The following is a 16,625-nucleotide window of genomic DNA, read 5'->3' on the forward strand; positions in this document are numbered from 1 at the left end:
CTTTCCTAAAATAGCAATTTGAAAAGCTTCTTATATTCAGTTTCAGATAGCAATGCTTTCTCAAGCAAGTCTTTTAAAACAATACTCGCATCCTTAGTGCTGAGCCCGCCTAAATCCCTGAAAAGGGCTGCTATTATCTCTTTTCTTCTGTTACCTTCGGGGGTGTTTTCGAGCAAGCTAATGTATCTCTCTTTTAGCTTCTCGGTGTTTTCTGCATTTAACAATTGCTGCTTTCCAAGGTCTTCCTTTTTCTTTTTAGCATCATCTTCAAGCTCATCGAGCTTTTCTCTGAATCTGCCGTAAAGCACCTGCACCATAAGGAGTTTGTATCTGAAATACCAGCTAAACACTCCATAAGAAATTATAGTAAAAAGCACAACCAACCAGACGGATATTGTGCCCGGGATCAAAGCCGGGATACGCCTTTTTCGCGAAACCATAAGCTGCATTTTTACTTCGTCGTTATAGATGATATCTATCAGCTTATAAAAAAGAAAAGCAGTCGAGATGAGTGAGACCAGAAAGACAGCTGAATAAATAGCATATTCCTTCCCAAGCACTTCTATCAATTTAGCGGTATCAGTAACTTCCGAAAGGGTATAGGCATTTTCTACAAGTATTTTCATAGCCCCCATGCTTGATAACTGAAGTGCGGTAAAAGAAAAGCTATATGCAATCACATAAGGAATTGCTCTCCTTCTTAAAAATAACCTGGCATGTTTTAGTTCTTCGCTGTCAAGGATTCCTTTTTTTTGGAGTTCCTTATAATGCGCGTCGCGATTTATTGCAAGGATATACCAGATAAAAAGGCTAATGGTAACCCCTGTGGCAAAGAAAACCGTTGAAAGCGTTGAATTTCCCATAAAAAGAGGGAGGTAACTGCATAGTGCCCCAATTATAAAAACCAGGCTACTAACTCTCAGCATGAAAATCCCCCTCGCCGGAATCAATAACCAAAGTTTGATAATTTTTGTAAAGAACCATACCGGGATGCGCCCCTTTCGGTTTCCAGACATTTTTCACATTGGTATAATCTACCTCAACTTTTCCTGAAAGCTTCCCCTTTGAGTGGGTGGCAGCCAGAAAAGCACCGAATTTAATTTCTTCATCTCCAGGGCGTTTTCCGCCTGCTTTCAGTATAACATGTGCTCCGGGGATATTGCGAGCATGGAACCACAGATCATCCGCTGCTGCTTCTCTTCTTATTTGATCGTTTTGAATATTATTTCTGCCAACCAGATACCTAAAACCCCTAAAAGTAAAGCTTTTCGGTCCTGAAGAAGCATGGATTTTTCTTCTTTTTGCATGTTTCTTTTTTAAGATGCCAATTTCTTCCAGTTCTCCTTTCAAAGCCTCGAGATCTTCGCTGCTGCTGGCAATTTCAAAGAGCTCTCGAAGATCAAGATAGTACTCAAAAAGAGATTTAAGCTTCTTTAATCTATTCTCTACGGCCAGAACCTTTCGTTTTGAACGATTATAATATCTGAAGAACATTTTCGCGTTTTCTGAGGGTGTCAATCTGGGGTCGAGTTTTATCTGGATTTTTTCCCCGCTTTCCCAGTCTTCAATCCAGATAGATTCTTTCTTCTCTTTCAGCCTGTATAAATTCGCCGTAAGCAACTGCCCTATTTTTCGGTATTTTTCATAATCAGCCAATGATGAAATTTCTTCCGTGAGTTTGTCAATTAGCTTTTGCAATCTTTTTATTTCTTTATTCAGGTGCCTCTGAATCGTGTTTTTAACAGCCTTGAATTCCTCCTTTTTTCTTTTGGCTTCAATGAGTTCATCAATGGCTGTCGAAAGCTCCATTTCCTTTGCTCCGGGAAGGTAAAAAGCTGAAATCCAGGGTTTTTCCTCGGCATTCATATAATATACACGTGTATTTTCAATGGATTTCCTAACTGCTTTTAATCCTTCGTAGAGCATTTTGGCCTCATCGAGTGAAATCCTTTGATTATTTCCAATGGCCAGTGAAGAAAATAGAGCTTCAAGGCTTCTTCTGTCAAACCCGAGCACTTTGATTTCACTTGATATAAAGTTTCTTTTTTCAAGGTATTTCAAAAACTCTTCCCAATTGATGTTAAGGATATCTATTCCTTCTTTTTCTGGAAAGGTGTAACGGGAACCTGCAAGCAATGTCCTTTTCTCAGTAATTCTCTTTTTGTGAAGAGATAGGATCTTCAACTCTCCGTCAGTTAAAACAATATTGGAAGCAGGACCGATCAGTTCCACAAAAAGGCGATAATCTTCCAGCTCACCAAAGGGAGTTCTTTTATGAAAGCGAAGCTCGAATACCCGATCAAGGGCAGGTTGATTTATTCCGGCCAAAATAGCTCCGTTCAACTTTCCCCTCAATATCTTCAGGAATGGAGAATCGGTTGATGGCTCTCTGTCATTGCCTTTTCTCATAAATGCAAAGGGATAGCGGGGATTGACAGAAATTTGAAAGGTCCCACCCTGAAACCTGAAATAGAAATTGTTTTTCCCGCTTTGGTATATTTGCCTTAAGGAATATCCCCTGAATTTTCCGAGCTCTCCAAGAGCTTTGTAAAGCAAGAGTCCGTTATATGCCATTTGCCCTTTTCACCTCATCAGAACTCACAAATCTGTATTTCCCTTTGCCTGAACCGGGTTTGTAAAGGCTGAAGATAGTGCTTCCGGAACCTGAAAGCCTGTTAAATATCGCTTGATTACCCGAAAGGCTTTTTAGCCTGTTCAATATTTCAGCTTCACAAATTACCTTTTCAAAAGTGTTTTTGCTTATTGACGCTGCTTTAGTATATTCACAATTCTTCAAGGCTGCGTACAATTCAAAGACTTTTTTCAGGTCAGCACTTTCATTGTGATTTCCCCTGTCGATCAGCGAGTAAGCTTCCGAGGTAGAGATTCCTACTGGCGGAAAGAAAAGCTCCAGTTCATAAGGTTGAAGATCGCCGGGAAAGATGAGCTTTTCACCTCTCCCAAGGCCTATGGCAGTGCCACCAACCAAAAGAAATGGAACATCACTTCCTACCTTGCAGGCAATTTTATAAATCACTCTAAAGGGTAAGTTGAATGTTTTACCGAGGGCGCTAAGTAAAGTAGCAGCATCTGCGCTTCCGCCTCCAAGACCACTGGCAAAGGGAATATGCTTCTTCAAAGCCAATTTCAGTGAAAGGCTCTCGTGAATTTCCTTCTCCAGATAAAAGCATGCTCGATAAAGGGAATTGTTGAAGTCCCATGGGAGTTCGGGTTCCGAAATGAACTTTACTCCACGGGAATTAGAGCGTTCAATCAGCAGCTCATCATAGAGGGATACTGTCTGGAAGAGCGTTATAATCTCGTGGAAATTCCCTCTCAAGCCACAAACTTGCAGATGTAGATTTACCTTTGCAAAAGCCTTGAGAACTTTATGAGAAAATCTGTCGTTAATTTTGACCACCCTTCCATTTTATCCCTATAAGCAAGCAAGTCTTCAAGTGAAATTTCAAATATTTCAAACATATCCATTTCTCTTAGGCCCTTAAAATTCACTTCTGCAAGATATAAAATTCCCAGATGCACCCTTGAAACAGGGCTTGAAAGGTCATTTATCACTCCAAGGTAAGTCAGGGATTTCGGCTCTGCTTTCACTTCTTCATTGAATTCGCGCCATAATCCTTTTTCGAATGTTTTCCAGGCATCATGCAGATCTCCATCCTCAGAATTCACATGTCCGCCAATCCCGAGCGTAAATTTATTATGAAGCCTTTTTTCGCCCTGCTTTTCAGTGCGCTTGAGGAGAATAAATCTTTCCCTGTTTTTAAGGACAATATAGGGAATCATCTGTCTGTATCTTTCATCGTTTTCAGCGTACTGGCGAGGCATAAATGACGCATGTCTTCTTACGCACTCTCTGATAGTATCAAGGGGAACATTACGCACCCCGGAAAAGCAAAGCAGATCTTTCAAATAATCCGCAGCAACAACAAGAACTTCTTCCTTCAAGGGGGCACCTCCTTAAAAATCCACGTCCGGGGAAAATACCATCTCAGCCCCGACAATTGCAGGAATTTCAATGACAACTTCGCTGGTAAACTCAGATGAAGCTGGAGCTTCCACATAAGCTACAAGCATGATTCCAAAGTAATGTTCCTTATCCAGCAAAGGGCCTATGCCCAATGAGGCTTCATCGAGTTCAAAATGAACTGTAATAACGCTTTTAAGGTTTAAATTTTCTGTCTTCGCTGATGACAAAACCAGATCAGAAATATCAAGAAGTTTATCAGCAACAAAAGTTCCGCTGGTTTTGACTCCCCTTATGAGAAACAGCGATTCATTATCGGGATCATAACCAGTATCAGAAGCATCAGGATAAAGGTCTACAAACCATTTATCAGGTAGATCATCCAATCCTACTGAGCTCAAATCCGCTGTTATTTTTATACGCCTTCTCCATTTTTCTTCACCAATATTGATTTCATTAAAGAAGTCGTCTAAATCGGACGTTGAATAACCGCTCTTTAGTATCTCTTCACTGCCGTGAATATATACGCAAGACTCTGAAGGTGTTGCATTGGGTGCCACTTCCACTGCCTTTATCCTGCCTTCAAAAGGATCGAAGCCAAACACTACTGCCGGTGAAAACCCATCAACATACCTGAAATAAAAAGGCGTTCTTTCGTCTTTATACGCTCCCCAATTTTCAAACCAGCTATCTGGTTCTGGAAAGGACCCGGCAATTTCAAATACTTCTACCGCGACATCAGGTTTGTCATCGAAATAGAGAGTCCTTGACCCGCTGATTTCCTTCAGCTCCCCGTCGATAAAAGCAGTTGTCTTCACACTTATCCATAGTTTTTCGTATTCTATTTCGGGGAAATATAGGTAAGCCCTTTGTCCAGAGCCCTGCGGAAACAAATGCCCTGCAAGGGGTTCCCAACTGTCCCCGTCCCAGTATTCAGCCTGCCATGAGTATATTTCAGAACCATCCGGAACGAAATTCACAGCATTTACAGCAATTTCAATTACTTCCCCGGGTTCCCTGTTCAATTTCTGCACTATCATGCTCAAATACGGCCTGTTGCTTGCTGGACAGCCTCCAAAAAACACCAGTATTATCAGCGCTGAAACAACGAAAAACAACCCTTTTTTCACACTAATCCCTCCCCAGGAGCCTTCTGACAAAACTTTCCTCTTCATCATCAGGCAAGCCTTCAAGCTTAGCCAGCTGAAGTTTGTCAAGTATTTTCTTTATTTCTTTACCCTCTTTCAGGCCAAATTTATCAATCAAGATGGACCCCGTTATTTTCGGTTTTTCCTTTTCAAGCTTTTGTAGATAGTTTTGGAATTTCTTTGAATTTTCTTCATCGAGAAAAGCATCGATAAACCACAAAATCTCAGGCTCAGGTTTCCTGACGGTTTCAAAGAAAATTCTGTAGCTGAGTTGTTCGCCTTTTACGATAATTTTTTTCAACTCCCGAGAAATGCTCATCGCTTTTCTTATCCAGTCAGGGAATTTCTTTGGGAAGCCGTATCTTTTTACAATACTGTCCAATTTTTCCGGCGATGATTCCCTTAACAATATCATAGCGAGTATATAGACTGGCTTGGGGCTAGAAGATCTTTTCCTGTTGAAATATCTTTTGAGCATGGACAGCGTTTCGGCATCTACCAAGCTATGAGGAAACAAATGATTTAGAACGCCGAGTTCATCCATCCTTTTGATAGCCTTTATCGGTTCTGGTTCTTCAATTATTTTTTCGAGTTCGTCCCTGAGTCTTTGCCCTGTAACCCTTTCCAGATAATTTTGAGCCACATACTTTTTAAGTAATTCCAGAGTGTGTTCTTCAATTCTGAAGTTAAAGCGCTGCTCGAATCGGATAGCCCTTAATATCCTTGTAGGGTCTTCCACAAAACTCAAGGGGTAAAGCGTTCTTATTACTCCTTTTTCCAGATCACGCTTACAGCCAAAGAAATCCAACAAAAGGCCAAATTCCTCTTGATTCAATTTTATTGCCATTGCATTTATAGAAAAATCTCTTCTATAAAGGTCTTTTTTTATGGTACTCATTTCAACGTTCGGCAAAACAGCGGGTTCCTCATAGTATTCAGTTCGGGCTGTTGCCACATCTATTCTCAATCCATTTTTAAAGAAAATTGACGTGGTAAGAAATTCCTTGTGCTCCACACAGGTAACCTCAAAGTACCGTCCAAAGGTTTGGGCGAAATACCTGGCATCTCCTTCGACAACAATGTCTATATCGTAATTTTTTCTCCCCAAAAGGAGATCCCTGACAAATCCACCGACTACATAAGTTGCCATGCCAATTTGATTTCCGACTATTCCAAGAAAACGTAGCATGGTAACCAGATCTGGTTCAAGGTTAGTTTCAATAAGCGAGACTATTCTGGAAGTTTCCAGCTTGAGGTTTTCCAGTTCCCGGGACTTTTTTGTAAGCACGCCACGCATCAGATCAGATTTGGTAATGATACCCGCAAGAATACCCTTATCAAGCACCAAAACACTTCCCGAACCGTTTTCTACCATCTTCCTTGCAGCTTCGCTTACAGGAGCAGTAGCCTTTACTGTTAAAACTTCCCTTTGCATTATTTCCTTTACTGGAGAATTTTTCAAGCCATGCTTGATGGCCTTTCTAACATTGTCAAGGGTAACAATACCTACCAGCCTACCGTTTCCTATTACCGGAAGGCTACTATGACCGGTGTTTTCCATTATTTTCGCGGCTTCTTTTACTGGCATTTCAGAAACCACTGTACGTACCGGTGAAGACATGACTTCCCGAACCTGAACAAAACTGAGGATGTTTTCTCTCAACGACTTGAAGACCTTCTCCTTGACACTTTCAAGATCAGTGTTTGCATAAAAAGCGAGGGAAAAATTCGGATACACGCTGAGCTTCGAACCAGAGAAGATCTCCGAAAAATCAATTTCGCTATATTTTGCTCGACCAACGGCGAAAACGCCTTTTCCCACTCGCATGAAAACTATGAGATTGTCTGCCCCGAGAGTGAACCAGAGCTTTTCTATCAGTTCAAATATGCCCCTCGGCATGGTCTTGAATTTCGCTTCAGTAATGGCAACTTCAACACCCTTTATCGTTAAAACCCGGGTGTTATCAATAAATTTCTGAAAGTGCCTGCGCTGCTCGCGTGTTAGGCTGAATTTCTGGTAATGAACCACCTTTTCAAGGGAAGCCCCAAGAGAAAGCAGCCACGCTCCAATAGTCAAATCATCAGGTGTTGTTGTAGATAGGGAAAAATTGAGAGTTTTGCGGTACAATGCCACTGTAAAAAAAGTGGCTTCTTCGGGGGTTACTTCAAGTCGCTTTTCACGCAAGATGCTACATAGTAAAGTTATTGACGTGCCGTAATTTCCCGAGACAACTTTGTCCCACCTATCGGCTACTGCCGTCCCCAGATGGTCAAATAACGTCTTTTTACAGCGCTCCAAAAAAGGAGCCAAAGGAACTGGCAACTGATTATCTGCAATACTACCAACTACAACCAGTGAAGAAACCGATTCCAGTTCCAGGTCTTCAAATCTATGGTAGAAAAAAAGGTGAGGAGCGATTTCTTCTATGAATTTCTCAACCTTTGACTCTGGCTTTCCTTCTATCACTATTTCATGATCTGGATAAAGCCTTTTTGCCGCAAAGCAAGCAGCTAAATCGTCAAAATCCGGTTTTGGGCGCGTAGTGATAATCTTCAATCCAATTTCCACCTCTTCAATTTTGTGTAAAGGGTGCTTTTGCTTATTCCCAGAACACGAGCCACCTTGGTCTTATTGCCATTATACTTTCTTAGAAGCCTTTCGGTATAGTCTTTTTCAAGCTCTTCAAGAGGCATCTCCCCCAGAGGAAGTTTTTTCTCCATCTCTGGTTTTTGCATATCTTCTGGAAGCATCCAGGTTTCAAGAACTCCGTGATCGCCGTAAATCGCTATTATAGATAGCAACACGTTTCTTAGCTCTCTGACATTACCTGGCCATTTATAGTTCATGAGCGCTTCTATGAAATCTTCTGAAACTTTTATATCTTCTGCAATCCCAATTTCCCTTTTCAAGAGAGGGATAAAATAGTTTACCAGCGGGGCGATATCTTCAATTCGATTTCTCAGGGGAGGAATCGCGATTTTAACCACATTCAGTCGATAATACAAATCGGCTCTGAATCTTCCTTTTTCCACCTCATCAAGGAGATTTCGGTTTGTCGCGCAAATCAACCTAACATTCACTCTCTTCGCCATGATGCTTCCCAGCCTTTTGAAACTACCGCTTTCGAGAAATCGGAGCAACTTCGGTTGGAGGCTTAAAGGCATTTCAGAGATTTCATCGAGAAAAAGCGTTCCCCCGTCTGCATCTTCCACCATTCCCTTTTTGAGGGTATCGGCACCGGTAAAGGCACCTTTTTCGTGGCCAAAGAGTTCCGATTCGAAAAGGTTTTCAGGTATCGCAGAGCAATTCAGCGCAACGAATTTCTTCCTTCCACTCAGTCGATGGATCAGGTTCGCGACAACTTCTTTCCCGGTACCGCTTTCCCCTTCGATTAACACAGAAACGCTTTTGTTTGCAATGGTATCGATTGTCTTTTTTATTTTTACCATTTCTGTACTGTTCCCCACCAAATTCAGTTTCCTTTCGCCACCCGTTAATTTCGAGAGCTCTTCGTTTTCCAATTCCAGTTTTCGATAGTTAATCGCCCGCTTAATTTCGATTAAAGCATGGTTGAGTTCAAAGGGTTTTTCGAGAAAATTAAAGGCGCCCTTTTTTACCGCATTAACGGCACTCCTGATATCCCCATGGGCTGACATGACTATAACAGTTGAAATAGTGCTGGCCATTTCAACGAGCTCCATTCCGTTGCCATCGGGGAGTCTCAAATCAAGCAAGACACAGTGAAAATACTCATCGTACAGCTTTTTTCTTGCTTCCTTTAAGCTCAGTACTCCCACAGGCATATATCCTTCATCTTTTAATGCCTCGCAAAGCATTTCGTTAAACATATGATCATCATCGATAACGAGGATTTTATTTTTCACGCTTTCACCTCTTAAAGGTTAGCCTGACAGTTGTTCCCTTTCCCTCTTTGCTTCTTATTTTCAGTGTAACATCATTATCTTCGCAAAAACTCTTGGCAAGAGTTAACCCAAGGCCTGTTCCGCTTTCTTTTGTCGTAAAGAAAGCTTTTGCAGCCTTTTTGAGTACCTCTTCACCCATGCCTACGCCATTGTCGCCGATCAAAAGCGTAATCCATTCTCTCCCCTTTTTCAGTTTCAGGACAACATTGCCATTGGCTTCCGGAATCGCTTCGAGAGCATTTATTACCAGGTTTTTTATAACATTTTCGAGCCTTCTTTCCTGAACGGTTACAACCGCTTTAGGCACATTTGACGATACCCTGAGATTAATCCCCTTGTTTTCTGCAATTGGTTCGAGATACCTTATAACTCTGTTCAGGATTTTAGGCAAATCTACATTTTGTGGTTCTTCTCCGTAATGATATATCTGTAAAACTCCAAATATCTTTTCCTTCAAAGATTTTAATTCTTGTTCAAGGCGTCGCAAGTTCTGTTCTTTACCCGTTTTTTGGTATAAATCAAATGCTAATTGAAGATTAGCCAAAGGCTGTTTTAAGCCATGGGCAAGATCTGCTACCGTCTCAGCGCTAACAGCATAGCGCATGGTTTTTTCAAGTAACCTTTCTGTTTTCCAGCGAGCCGTGATATCGGTGAAGATCATCGAGAATTCATCATTTTCGCTACCTTCAACGACCACCATAAAACGTCTGTTCTGTCTTCTGGAAAAGACTCTGTAATTTCCCTTCTTTATAGGGATTTTCAGGCCGTTCCTCCTTAATATGTCAAAAATCCTTTCGTTCCCGATTGTCTTTCCGACGTTAAAAAATGTCTGAAAAGCCCTGTTGTAAAACCTTATATTTCCTTCTCTGTCAACGAGAACTATGGGAAGTTCAAAGGAATTAACCAGATCCACGAAATTTTCGTAGCGTTCCCTGTAAAAATCTCTCTCCTGAGCAATTCTCTGCAAGACGTTTTTGTGCGCAACAAAAATATCCTTCAACGCTTTTTCTATGCTTTCAGGACTTTTCCCTGCATTGATGGCGTTGAGAAGCTTTGCAGCATCATTATCGTGGCGTTTTATTTTTACGCAATACAGGACTGCGAAAACAACAGCTATAACAAGAGTCCCTACAAAAGCGTCAATTGCGATACTTAAGCAAAGCCAAATAACAACTGCCAGAGCGATAACTTTCACCTGGTGTCTTCCAATGAGCTTTTTAAGGCCTTCGAATTGCGAGGGATTCACCCCCCTGTATTCCAATTGTTTCAGAGGCATCCCCTTGGTTAACCGCGATTTCCAGATACCCGCTACTATCTTCATGTATCAAAAGGGAGCCGCGCCTTACATCGTAATAAGTCCTTCCAAAAATCCCTTCGAATTTCTTTTTTCCAATCGCAATGACCACTTTGTCATCATAGTCGAAGAGTTTTTTTGCAAGTGAGCCGGGAATGTTTGTTTCGATATTACCAAACCTATCTACAAAAGCCGCTTCGCCTTTTATCAGGTTTGCTCCTTCAGCATAAGCTTTCCAGAATTTAAGGACTTCATAGCTCATTAAGAGGTCTCCAATTTCGGAAAAATGAATACCCTTCGCAATATGTGCGGTGACAGCGGCGAAAATGTCCCTGCCATGAAAAGAATCAGAAGCTCCATAATGCAATTCAAGATTGCTCAATTCGCGTACTTCGCTAACACCATACTTTTCACATACGAAGGTGAACAATCCATTATCAGGGCCAACAAAGATTTTCCCGGACTTTGTCTTAACTGCTATCGCTTTCCTTGATGAACCAACACCAGGATCCACTACTGCGAGGAAGACAGTGTCATCTGGAAAATCCGGGGTTGCCCTCTGGAGTATGTAAGCACCCATTCTGATGTTAAAAGGTTTTATACCGTGGGTTATATCAATAATTTCTACTGATGGTGCTATCTTCTTCATAACTGCCTTGGCTACTCCGACATAATAACTCTCACTGCCCCAATCAGAAAGAAAAGCTATCATCCAAACACCCCCATATATTCATGCACAGATTTTATCGCCCTAAAATAGTCTTCCTCACTTATTTTATACAGATTTGATGATATTTGGCAATCTGAAGCCCCGAACCCATCGACAGCCTCTCCGAATTTTTGAAATAAGGAAGAGATCTTCACTTCACTTTTAACAGATGATGGTAATAACAATACAGAAAGAACCTCTCCTATATCCAGCAGATAATCTATGTGCCAGAATCTCTTTTTGGATTTTTTCAAATGCCTTTTCACCCTCTCCGAAAGGGAATTGAAAGCAGAACCTATATAACAATAATATCCGGGAAGAATATTGAAACTCCTTCCCCTGGTTTTGACCTCAGCCTCTTTAGCCACTCTTATTAATAGGACATAACTCCCTTTATCCATATTTTAATTATACGACAGGAATATCTACCAGCTGTTATAATTTCCTTGGAGGTGTGGATATGGCATATGTTGAGGTTTATCCGAAAAGGATTTATCAAAACGCCTTGTTTTTGCGCAATTCATGCGCAGAAAAAAACATAGAGGTAGTTGGGGTTACAAAAGTAACATGTGGTGACCCTCATGTCGCGGAAAAAATACTCGAATCCGGGATAAAAATAATTGGTGAATCAAGGCTCGAGAATATAAAACGCCTGAAAAGCGCTGGAATTGACGCAAAATTCATGCTATTACGCCCCCCGGAACACGAAATGGTTCAAGAAGCTTTGAGTCTTGCGCATTATTTTCTCGTTTCAGACCTAAAGGTTCTCGCAAACTTCATCGATGTTAACCGCGCAGAGGAAAAAGGGTTTATATACATGATTGACACAGGAGATTTACGCGAGGGAGTTTGGTACTCGGAGGCTCTTCCGGAGCTTCTTGAAGCTTACAGGATAGCAGGAAAAGAGCTTATCGGTATTGGCACCAATCTGGGCTGCTACGGAGGAGTAAAGGCAACTCCGGAGAAATTCATTCTTTTGAAAGAACTGTCGGAAAACTTCAAAAAAGCGACAGGTGTTGAACTGCAAATCCTCTCCACCGGGAATACGGCTTCGTTGCCTCTCGTAGAGCAGGGGGTCGTCCCACAGGGAATAAACCAATTCAGGCTTGGGGAATCGATTATATGTGGAACAGATGTCACGAACAATCGCAATGTGCCTGGCACCAGACAGGATAGCTTTATTCTATACGGAGAGATCATAGAGTTAAAACGAAAACCCTCAATCCCTGAGGGTGAAATAGGTCAGGATGCTTTTGGGCGAAAACCCCATTTTGAAGATCGTGGCATTAGGCTAAGGGCAATTCTCGATCTTGGCGAGCAGGATGTCCTCCCATCGGGGTTAACTCCCCTGATTAAGGGAGCAGAAGTGCTTCATGCCTCAAGCGATCATTTGATTGTAGATTTGACTGAAGTCTCGCAAACTTTAAAAGTTGGAGAATATTTGCCGTTCAGAATGTCGTACGGGGCATTATTGAGAACGATGACTTCCCATTACATAAGAAAGGAATATATATATGCTCTTTAGAAAAGTGGAGACAGGAGATTTCAAAAAGGTTGTGGAACTCACCTCTGGCATATGGGACGGCGAGGATTACATCCCGTCGGTTTTCGAGAAATGGATAAATGAAAGAAATGGATATTTTTATTGCCTTGACGGCGAACAGGGCCAGCTGATTGCCCTTGGAAGATTGAAGCTCTTTGATGAAGAGACAGGTTGGCTTGAAGGGTTGAGAGTTGCCCAGCATTTTCAGGGGAAAGGCTTCGGAAAAGAAATGGCAAGAAAAATGATCCAGCTCGCAAAGAGCCTTGGTATAAAGAAGTTGCTATTCTCAACGTATTTTGATAACGTTGAATCTATAACCATAAATGAAAAGATTGGTTTTTATCGGATTGATACCTATACGAACCTTCAACTTGACGCTCTCTCTTCAGAAGGGAGTATTGGTGAAGTTTCTTTCGCATCTTTTCATATAGAGGGGTTCATTTCAAATGATTGGGTCTTCTTTCAGGCAAAAAGTAAGATAACATCGGATCTCCTGCCTGCTGCGGAGTTTGTTGACATTTCTGGATGCCGAATGCTTTTTGCACAAAATATCAAGTTTCCAGAAACTTTGGAAATTTCATGGGTAGACTCATCCAAAGTAACTGATAAAGCGATAGCATGCGCTATATCCTTTGCAAGAAGCAGGGGATACAAAAAAATGCACCTGATGCTAAAGGCCGGTGCTCCACTGGAACCCTTTTTGAAAAATGGCTTTTACTATTTCGAAAGAAGCGAAGATGTATACCTTTATAGCGGAGAAGTTGAAAAACTAAAGCTAACCTGAGTGCTTGAAATCGAAACTTGCGGCCAGGATTTCGATGGAATTCAGGTCACCGATAACGTTTTGATTTTCATCTACAACGGGGATTTCCTGCACTTCAAATTGCAGCATTAATTTTATCGCTTCTGATACAGACGTTTCTTCTGTTACTGTAATGGGATCCAGCATGATATCCTTCGCCTTCTTACCGGTTAAAATGAACACGTTCTTCGCTAAAAAGATGCCAGGTTGAATTATTCCATAATTAACATAGCCACAGATTTTCAGCAAATATAGAACTGGAATCACACCGACAAGCTTACCGCTGTTGTCTACTACATAGAGTGTTCGTGCAATTGGATTTTTAACAAGAGTTGTTATCAGATAATTCAGATCATCATTTTCTCTTACCACGGGGGCTTCTATTGTTATTTTATTGCAAACATCCTTTACCCTGAGATTAATAGACATCGTATCACCGCCCTCCATATCTTACTATTATATAGATATTTCCCATTATCAGGCTCATAAAGGTGGGAAATAGCGCGAATCTTAAATATTCGCGGAAACCCATAGCTTTATTCATATTCTTTTCAAGCAGTGCAGTTCCTACCATATTTGCCGCAGCTCCGGTCATGGTGGCGCTTCCACCAAAGCAAGCACCTATTGATAAGACCCACCAGATATCCGATGGAACTCCGTGAACGGTAATAAGTGTCTTTATTATAGGAATCATGACAGTAACGACAGGTACAGCTCCTATAAAGCCCCCAACAACAGCGGTAAGCCAAAGCACAAGAGTATAAAGCAACACTTCATTTGTATAAGCTCTTGCTATAACATTGGATACCATGTCTGTAATTCCGACTGCTTTTAATCCATAGGAAAGCATGAATAGCCCTATGAAAAAAAAGATGGTGTCCCACTCTATGTCTCTGGCTAAATCGGAAAAATCTTTTCCGCTCAGCAGCATAGCCACGGCTGCACCGGCAAGAGCTACCGTTGCGGCCTCATAATCAAGTCGTTCGTGCAAGATAAAGGCAATTATAATGGCCAGAAAAACGCTGATTGACTTAATCAATTCCCTTTTAGATGTGATGATTTTTGACATGTCAAGGTTCATAAGGTGCCTTAGTTTTGATTGCTGAACCTCCATCCTTGCAATGTATTTCTTGGTGAAAAACAGTCCATACAAAAGAAGCACAATTGCCACAATTGGAAACAACTGGTATATAAAACTTAAGAAACCTTCGCCGCTTGCTGAGCCAATCAGTATGTTTGGTGGATCGCCTATCATTGTGGCTGTCCCGCCAAAGTTCGCAGCTAGCACCAGTGAGAAAATCAGGGGAGCTGGATTCAGGTCGAGGGAATCAGATATAAGAAGCAAAATGGGAGAAAAGAGCAAAATAGTGGTCACGTTGTCCAAAAAGGCTGAAAACAAAGCTGTTACAACAATAAAAGAACCAAAAAGAAGTTTCAAATTTCCGCGGGAGATTTTTACAACACCAATAGCCACATATTCAAAAAAGCCTGTTCCCCTTAAAATTGCAACTACGATCATCATGCCAATCAACAAGCCGATAGTGTTGAAATCTATGTAGGTGCCTACATTTGATGTCTTGAAATCTTCAATAATCTTTGCTGTGACTATCAACATGCCAGCCGAAAAAGCCACTATCGACCTTTTTAACTTCCCCCTGATTATCAAATAATATGTTATGACGAAAACTGTAATAGTAAAAATACGCTCCATCCAACCACCCCATATGTACAAACCATTTTCAAGTATATCACTTTGAAAATGAACCTCTTATCGATATCCGACGTCAAAATCGATGAATATCATTATGGGAGGTGTCATGAATGAAGAAATTGCTGGTGGTTGCTTTCACTATTTTAGCAGTGACCTTGGGCCTCGCATTTGTGAACCCTGATTATGTAAGTCCGGTGGAAAAAGTTATCGAAGCTGCTGCACCTGCCGTGGTGAAAATCGATGTGGAAACTACTGCAAAGGTGAGTCCCTTTGATCCTTTCACAGAAGACTTCTTTAAGAGATTTTTTGGTGAAATCCCCTTTGCAGAAAAAAAGGCCGAAGCTTTGGGATCCGGGTTTATTTTTGACGCAGAAGGTTACATACTAACAAATGAACATGTGGTACATAACGCTGATCAAATTAAGGTTACGCTCCTTGATGGTAGCAAATACGACGCAAAATACATTGGCGGCGATGAAGAGCTTGATATCGCCGTTATCAAGATTGATCCAGATGGAAAAGATCTTCCAGTATTGGAAATTGGGGATTCTGATTCACTCAAAATCGGTGAATGGGCAATTGCCATAGGAAATCCATTGGGTTTCCAGCACACGGTTACCCTTGGTGTTATAAGTGCAACCGGCAGGCAAATACCAAAGCCCGATGGAAACGGCTACTACTCAAACCTCATCCAGACAGATGCCGCAATAAATCCAGGGAATTCCGGAGGACCGTTGTTGAATATTCACGGCCAGGTAATAGGGATAAACACAGCAATAGTTTCACCAGAATACGGTTCCACTCTGGGTTTTGCTATCCCTATTAATATGGCTATGAGATTTGTGGGAATGATGATTGAAGGCGTTCCCATACAAAAAGCTTATCTCGGTGTATACGTGAGCACAGTTACTGAAAGCACAGCCAAATCCCTTGGACTGAAAACAGATACAGGAGCCCTTGTCACGGATGTTATAAAAGACTCCCCAGCTGAAAAAGCAGGCATCAAAGCACAGGATGTAATAATAAGCATAAACGGCCTGGACATTCACAGCTCTGAAGAACTGGTTGCCGCTGTTCACAATTATCCTGCTGGTTCCGAAGTTTCAATAACGGTTGATAGGTTCGGCCAGAAGATAATTTTCAATGTGGAGTTAGGCTATCAGGATAACGCAAAAGGGGAAAAAATTCAGGAGAAATACACAGATGAAAAATTCGGCCTTGTTGTCGATAACATTTTGCCCGGCGATAGGGAAGAACTTTCGATTCCACAGGAAATCTCGGGTGTCATCGTCCGCGATGTTCTTGACAACAGTTATGCTGCGCGATTGGGAATATCCAAAGACGATATTATTGTAAAGATCAGCGTAAACGGCACACAGCTGGAAATAACATCGCTTGAAGATTACAAAGGAGTAATTTCAAATATTAGCAAAGGCGATTATGTTGCTATGATCGTTCTCAGGGAAGGCATAAGGTACATAGCTTCTTTTAGATACTATTGATATCCCT

15 protein-coding genes are annotated in these 16,625 nt (G+C 41.5%); 3 read left to right on the forward strand and 12 right to left on the reverse strand.

Going from position 1 to position 16,625, the window contains the following annotated elements; all coding sequences use genetic code 11:
• Positions 1-5: 5 nt before the first annotated feature.
• Genes AT15_RS03110 through AT15_RS03155 form a run of 10 tightly spaced genes read right to left on the reverse strand, consistent with a single transcriptional unit; the run spans position 6 to position 11,461 of the window.
• On the reverse strand, positions 6-926 hold the full coding sequence (locus AT15_RS03110; protein WP_068346264.1) for a hypothetical protein: 921 nt from the start codon (positions 924-926) through the stop codon (positions 6-8).
• Complete coding sequence (locus AT15_RS03115) at positions 913-2,574, reverse strand: Rqc2 family fibronectin-binding protein (protein WP_068346265.1); 1,662 nt, start codon at positions 2,572-2,574, stop codon at positions 913-915. Before AT15_RS03115 ends, AT15_RS03110 begins: the two co-directional genes overlap by 14 nt.
• Positions 2,564-3,421, reverse strand: coding sequence for a 4-(cytidine 5'-diphospho)-2-C-methyl-D-erythritol kinase (gene ispE, locus AT15_RS03120; RefSeq protein WP_068346267.1), 858 nt, complete (start codon positions 3,419-3,421; stop codon positions 2,564-2,566). Before ispE ends, AT15_RS03115 begins: the two co-directional genes overlap by 11 nt.
• Positions 3,364-3,966 (reverse strand): NUDIX domain-containing protein, encoded by a 603-nt coding sequence (locus AT15_RS03125; RefSeq protein WP_068346269.1) that lies wholly within the window; start codon positions 3,964-3,966, stop codon positions 3,364-3,366. The genes ispE and AT15_RS03125 overlap by 58 nt, the downstream gene beginning before the upstream one ends.
• 12 nt (positions 3,967-3,978) lie before the next feature.
• Positions 3,979-5,115: a hypothetical protein gene (locus tag AT15_RS03130; protein ID WP_068346271.1), complete on the reverse strand. Its 1,137-nt coding sequence runs from the start codon at positions 5,113-5,115 to the stop codon at positions 3,979-3,981.
• Between the two features lies 1 nt (position 5,116).
• Entirely contained in the window at positions 5,117-7,690 is a 2,574-nt protein-coding gene (locus tag AT15_RS03135) for a CBS domain-containing protein (protein WP_068346273.1), read from the reverse strand.
• Positions 7,687-9,018, reverse strand: coding sequence for a sigma-54-dependent transcriptional regulator (locus AT15_RS03140; protein WP_068346275.1), 1,332 nt, complete (start codon positions 9,016-9,018; stop codon positions 7,687-7,689). Before AT15_RS03140 ends, AT15_RS03135 begins: the two co-directional genes overlap by 4 nt.
• Positions 9,019-9,022: 4 nt before the next feature.
• On the reverse strand, positions 9,023-10,252 hold the full coding sequence (locus tag AT15_RS03145; protein WP_068346277.1) for a sensor histidine kinase: 1,230 nt from the start codon (positions 10,250-10,252) through the stop codon (positions 9,023-9,025).
• 22 nt (positions 10,253-10,274) lie between these two features.
• Positions 10,275-11,063 carry an SAM hydrolase/SAM-dependent halogenase family protein gene (locus tag AT15_RS03150; RefSeq protein WP_068346278.1) on the reverse strand — a complete coding sequence of 263 codons (789 nt, stop codon included), beginning with the start codon at positions 11,061-11,063 and terminating at the stop codon, positions 10,275-10,277.
• Positions 11,060-11,461 carry a GIY-YIG nuclease family protein gene (locus AT15_RS03155; protein WP_068346280.1) on the reverse strand — a complete coding sequence of 134 codons (402 nt, stop codon included), beginning with the start codon at positions 11,459-11,461 and terminating at the stop codon, positions 11,060-11,062. The genes AT15_RS03150 and AT15_RS03155 overlap by 4 nt, the downstream gene beginning before the upstream one ends.
• A 59-nt stretch (positions 11,462-11,520) precedes the next feature.
• On the opposite strand from AT15_RS03155, the gene AT15_RS03160 reads away from it, so the two are divergent.
• Positions 11,521-12,585, forward strand: a complete 1,065-nt coding sequence (locus AT15_RS03160) for an alanine/ornithine racemase family PLP-dependent enzyme (protein WP_068346282.1) — start codon at positions 11,521-11,523, stop codon at positions 12,583-12,585.
• On the forward strand, positions 12,575-13,387 hold the full coding sequence (locus AT15_RS03165) for a GNAT family N-acetyltransferase (protein ID WP_068346284.1): 813 nt from the start codon (positions 12,575-12,577) through the stop codon (positions 13,385-13,387). The genes AT15_RS03160 and AT15_RS03165 overlap by 11 nt, the downstream gene beginning before the upstream one ends.
• On the opposite strand, the gene AT15_RS03170 is transcribed toward AT15_RS03165, so the two are convergent.
• Both AT15_RS03170 and AT15_RS03175 read right to left on the reverse strand, forming a co-directional pair.
• The gene (locus tag AT15_RS03170) at positions 13,379-13,834 is read right to left on the reverse strand and encodes a CBS domain-containing protein (RefSeq protein ID WP_068346286.1); all 456 of its coding nucleotides are present in this window, start codon (positions 13,832-13,834) and stop codon (positions 13,379-13,381) included. The genes AT15_RS03165 and AT15_RS03170 overlap by 9 nt on opposite strands.
• Before the next feature lie 4 nt (positions 13,835-13,838).
• Positions 13,839-15,116, reverse strand: a complete 1,278-nt coding sequence (locus AT15_RS03175; protein ID WP_068346288.1) for an SLC13 family permease — start codon at positions 15,114-15,116, stop codon at positions 13,839-13,841.
• A gap of 110 nt (positions 15,117-15,226) precedes the next feature.
• Here AT15_RS03175 and AT15_RS03180 point away from each other — a divergent pair, with 110 nt between their 5' ends.
• The gene (locus AT15_RS03180) at positions 15,227-16,618 is read left to right on the forward strand and encodes a Do family serine endopeptidase (protein WP_068346291.1); all 1,392 of its coding nucleotides are present in this window, start codon (positions 15,227-15,229) and stop codon (positions 16,616-16,618) included.
• The last annotated feature ends 7 nt before the right edge of the window (positions 16,619-16,625 follow it).

Origin of the sequence: Kosmotoga arenicorallina S304 (assembly GCF_001636545.1) — a bacterium.
Lineage (GTDB): Bacteria > Thermotogota > Thermotogae > Petrotogales > Kosmotogaceae > Kosmotoga_B > Kosmotoga_B arenicorallina.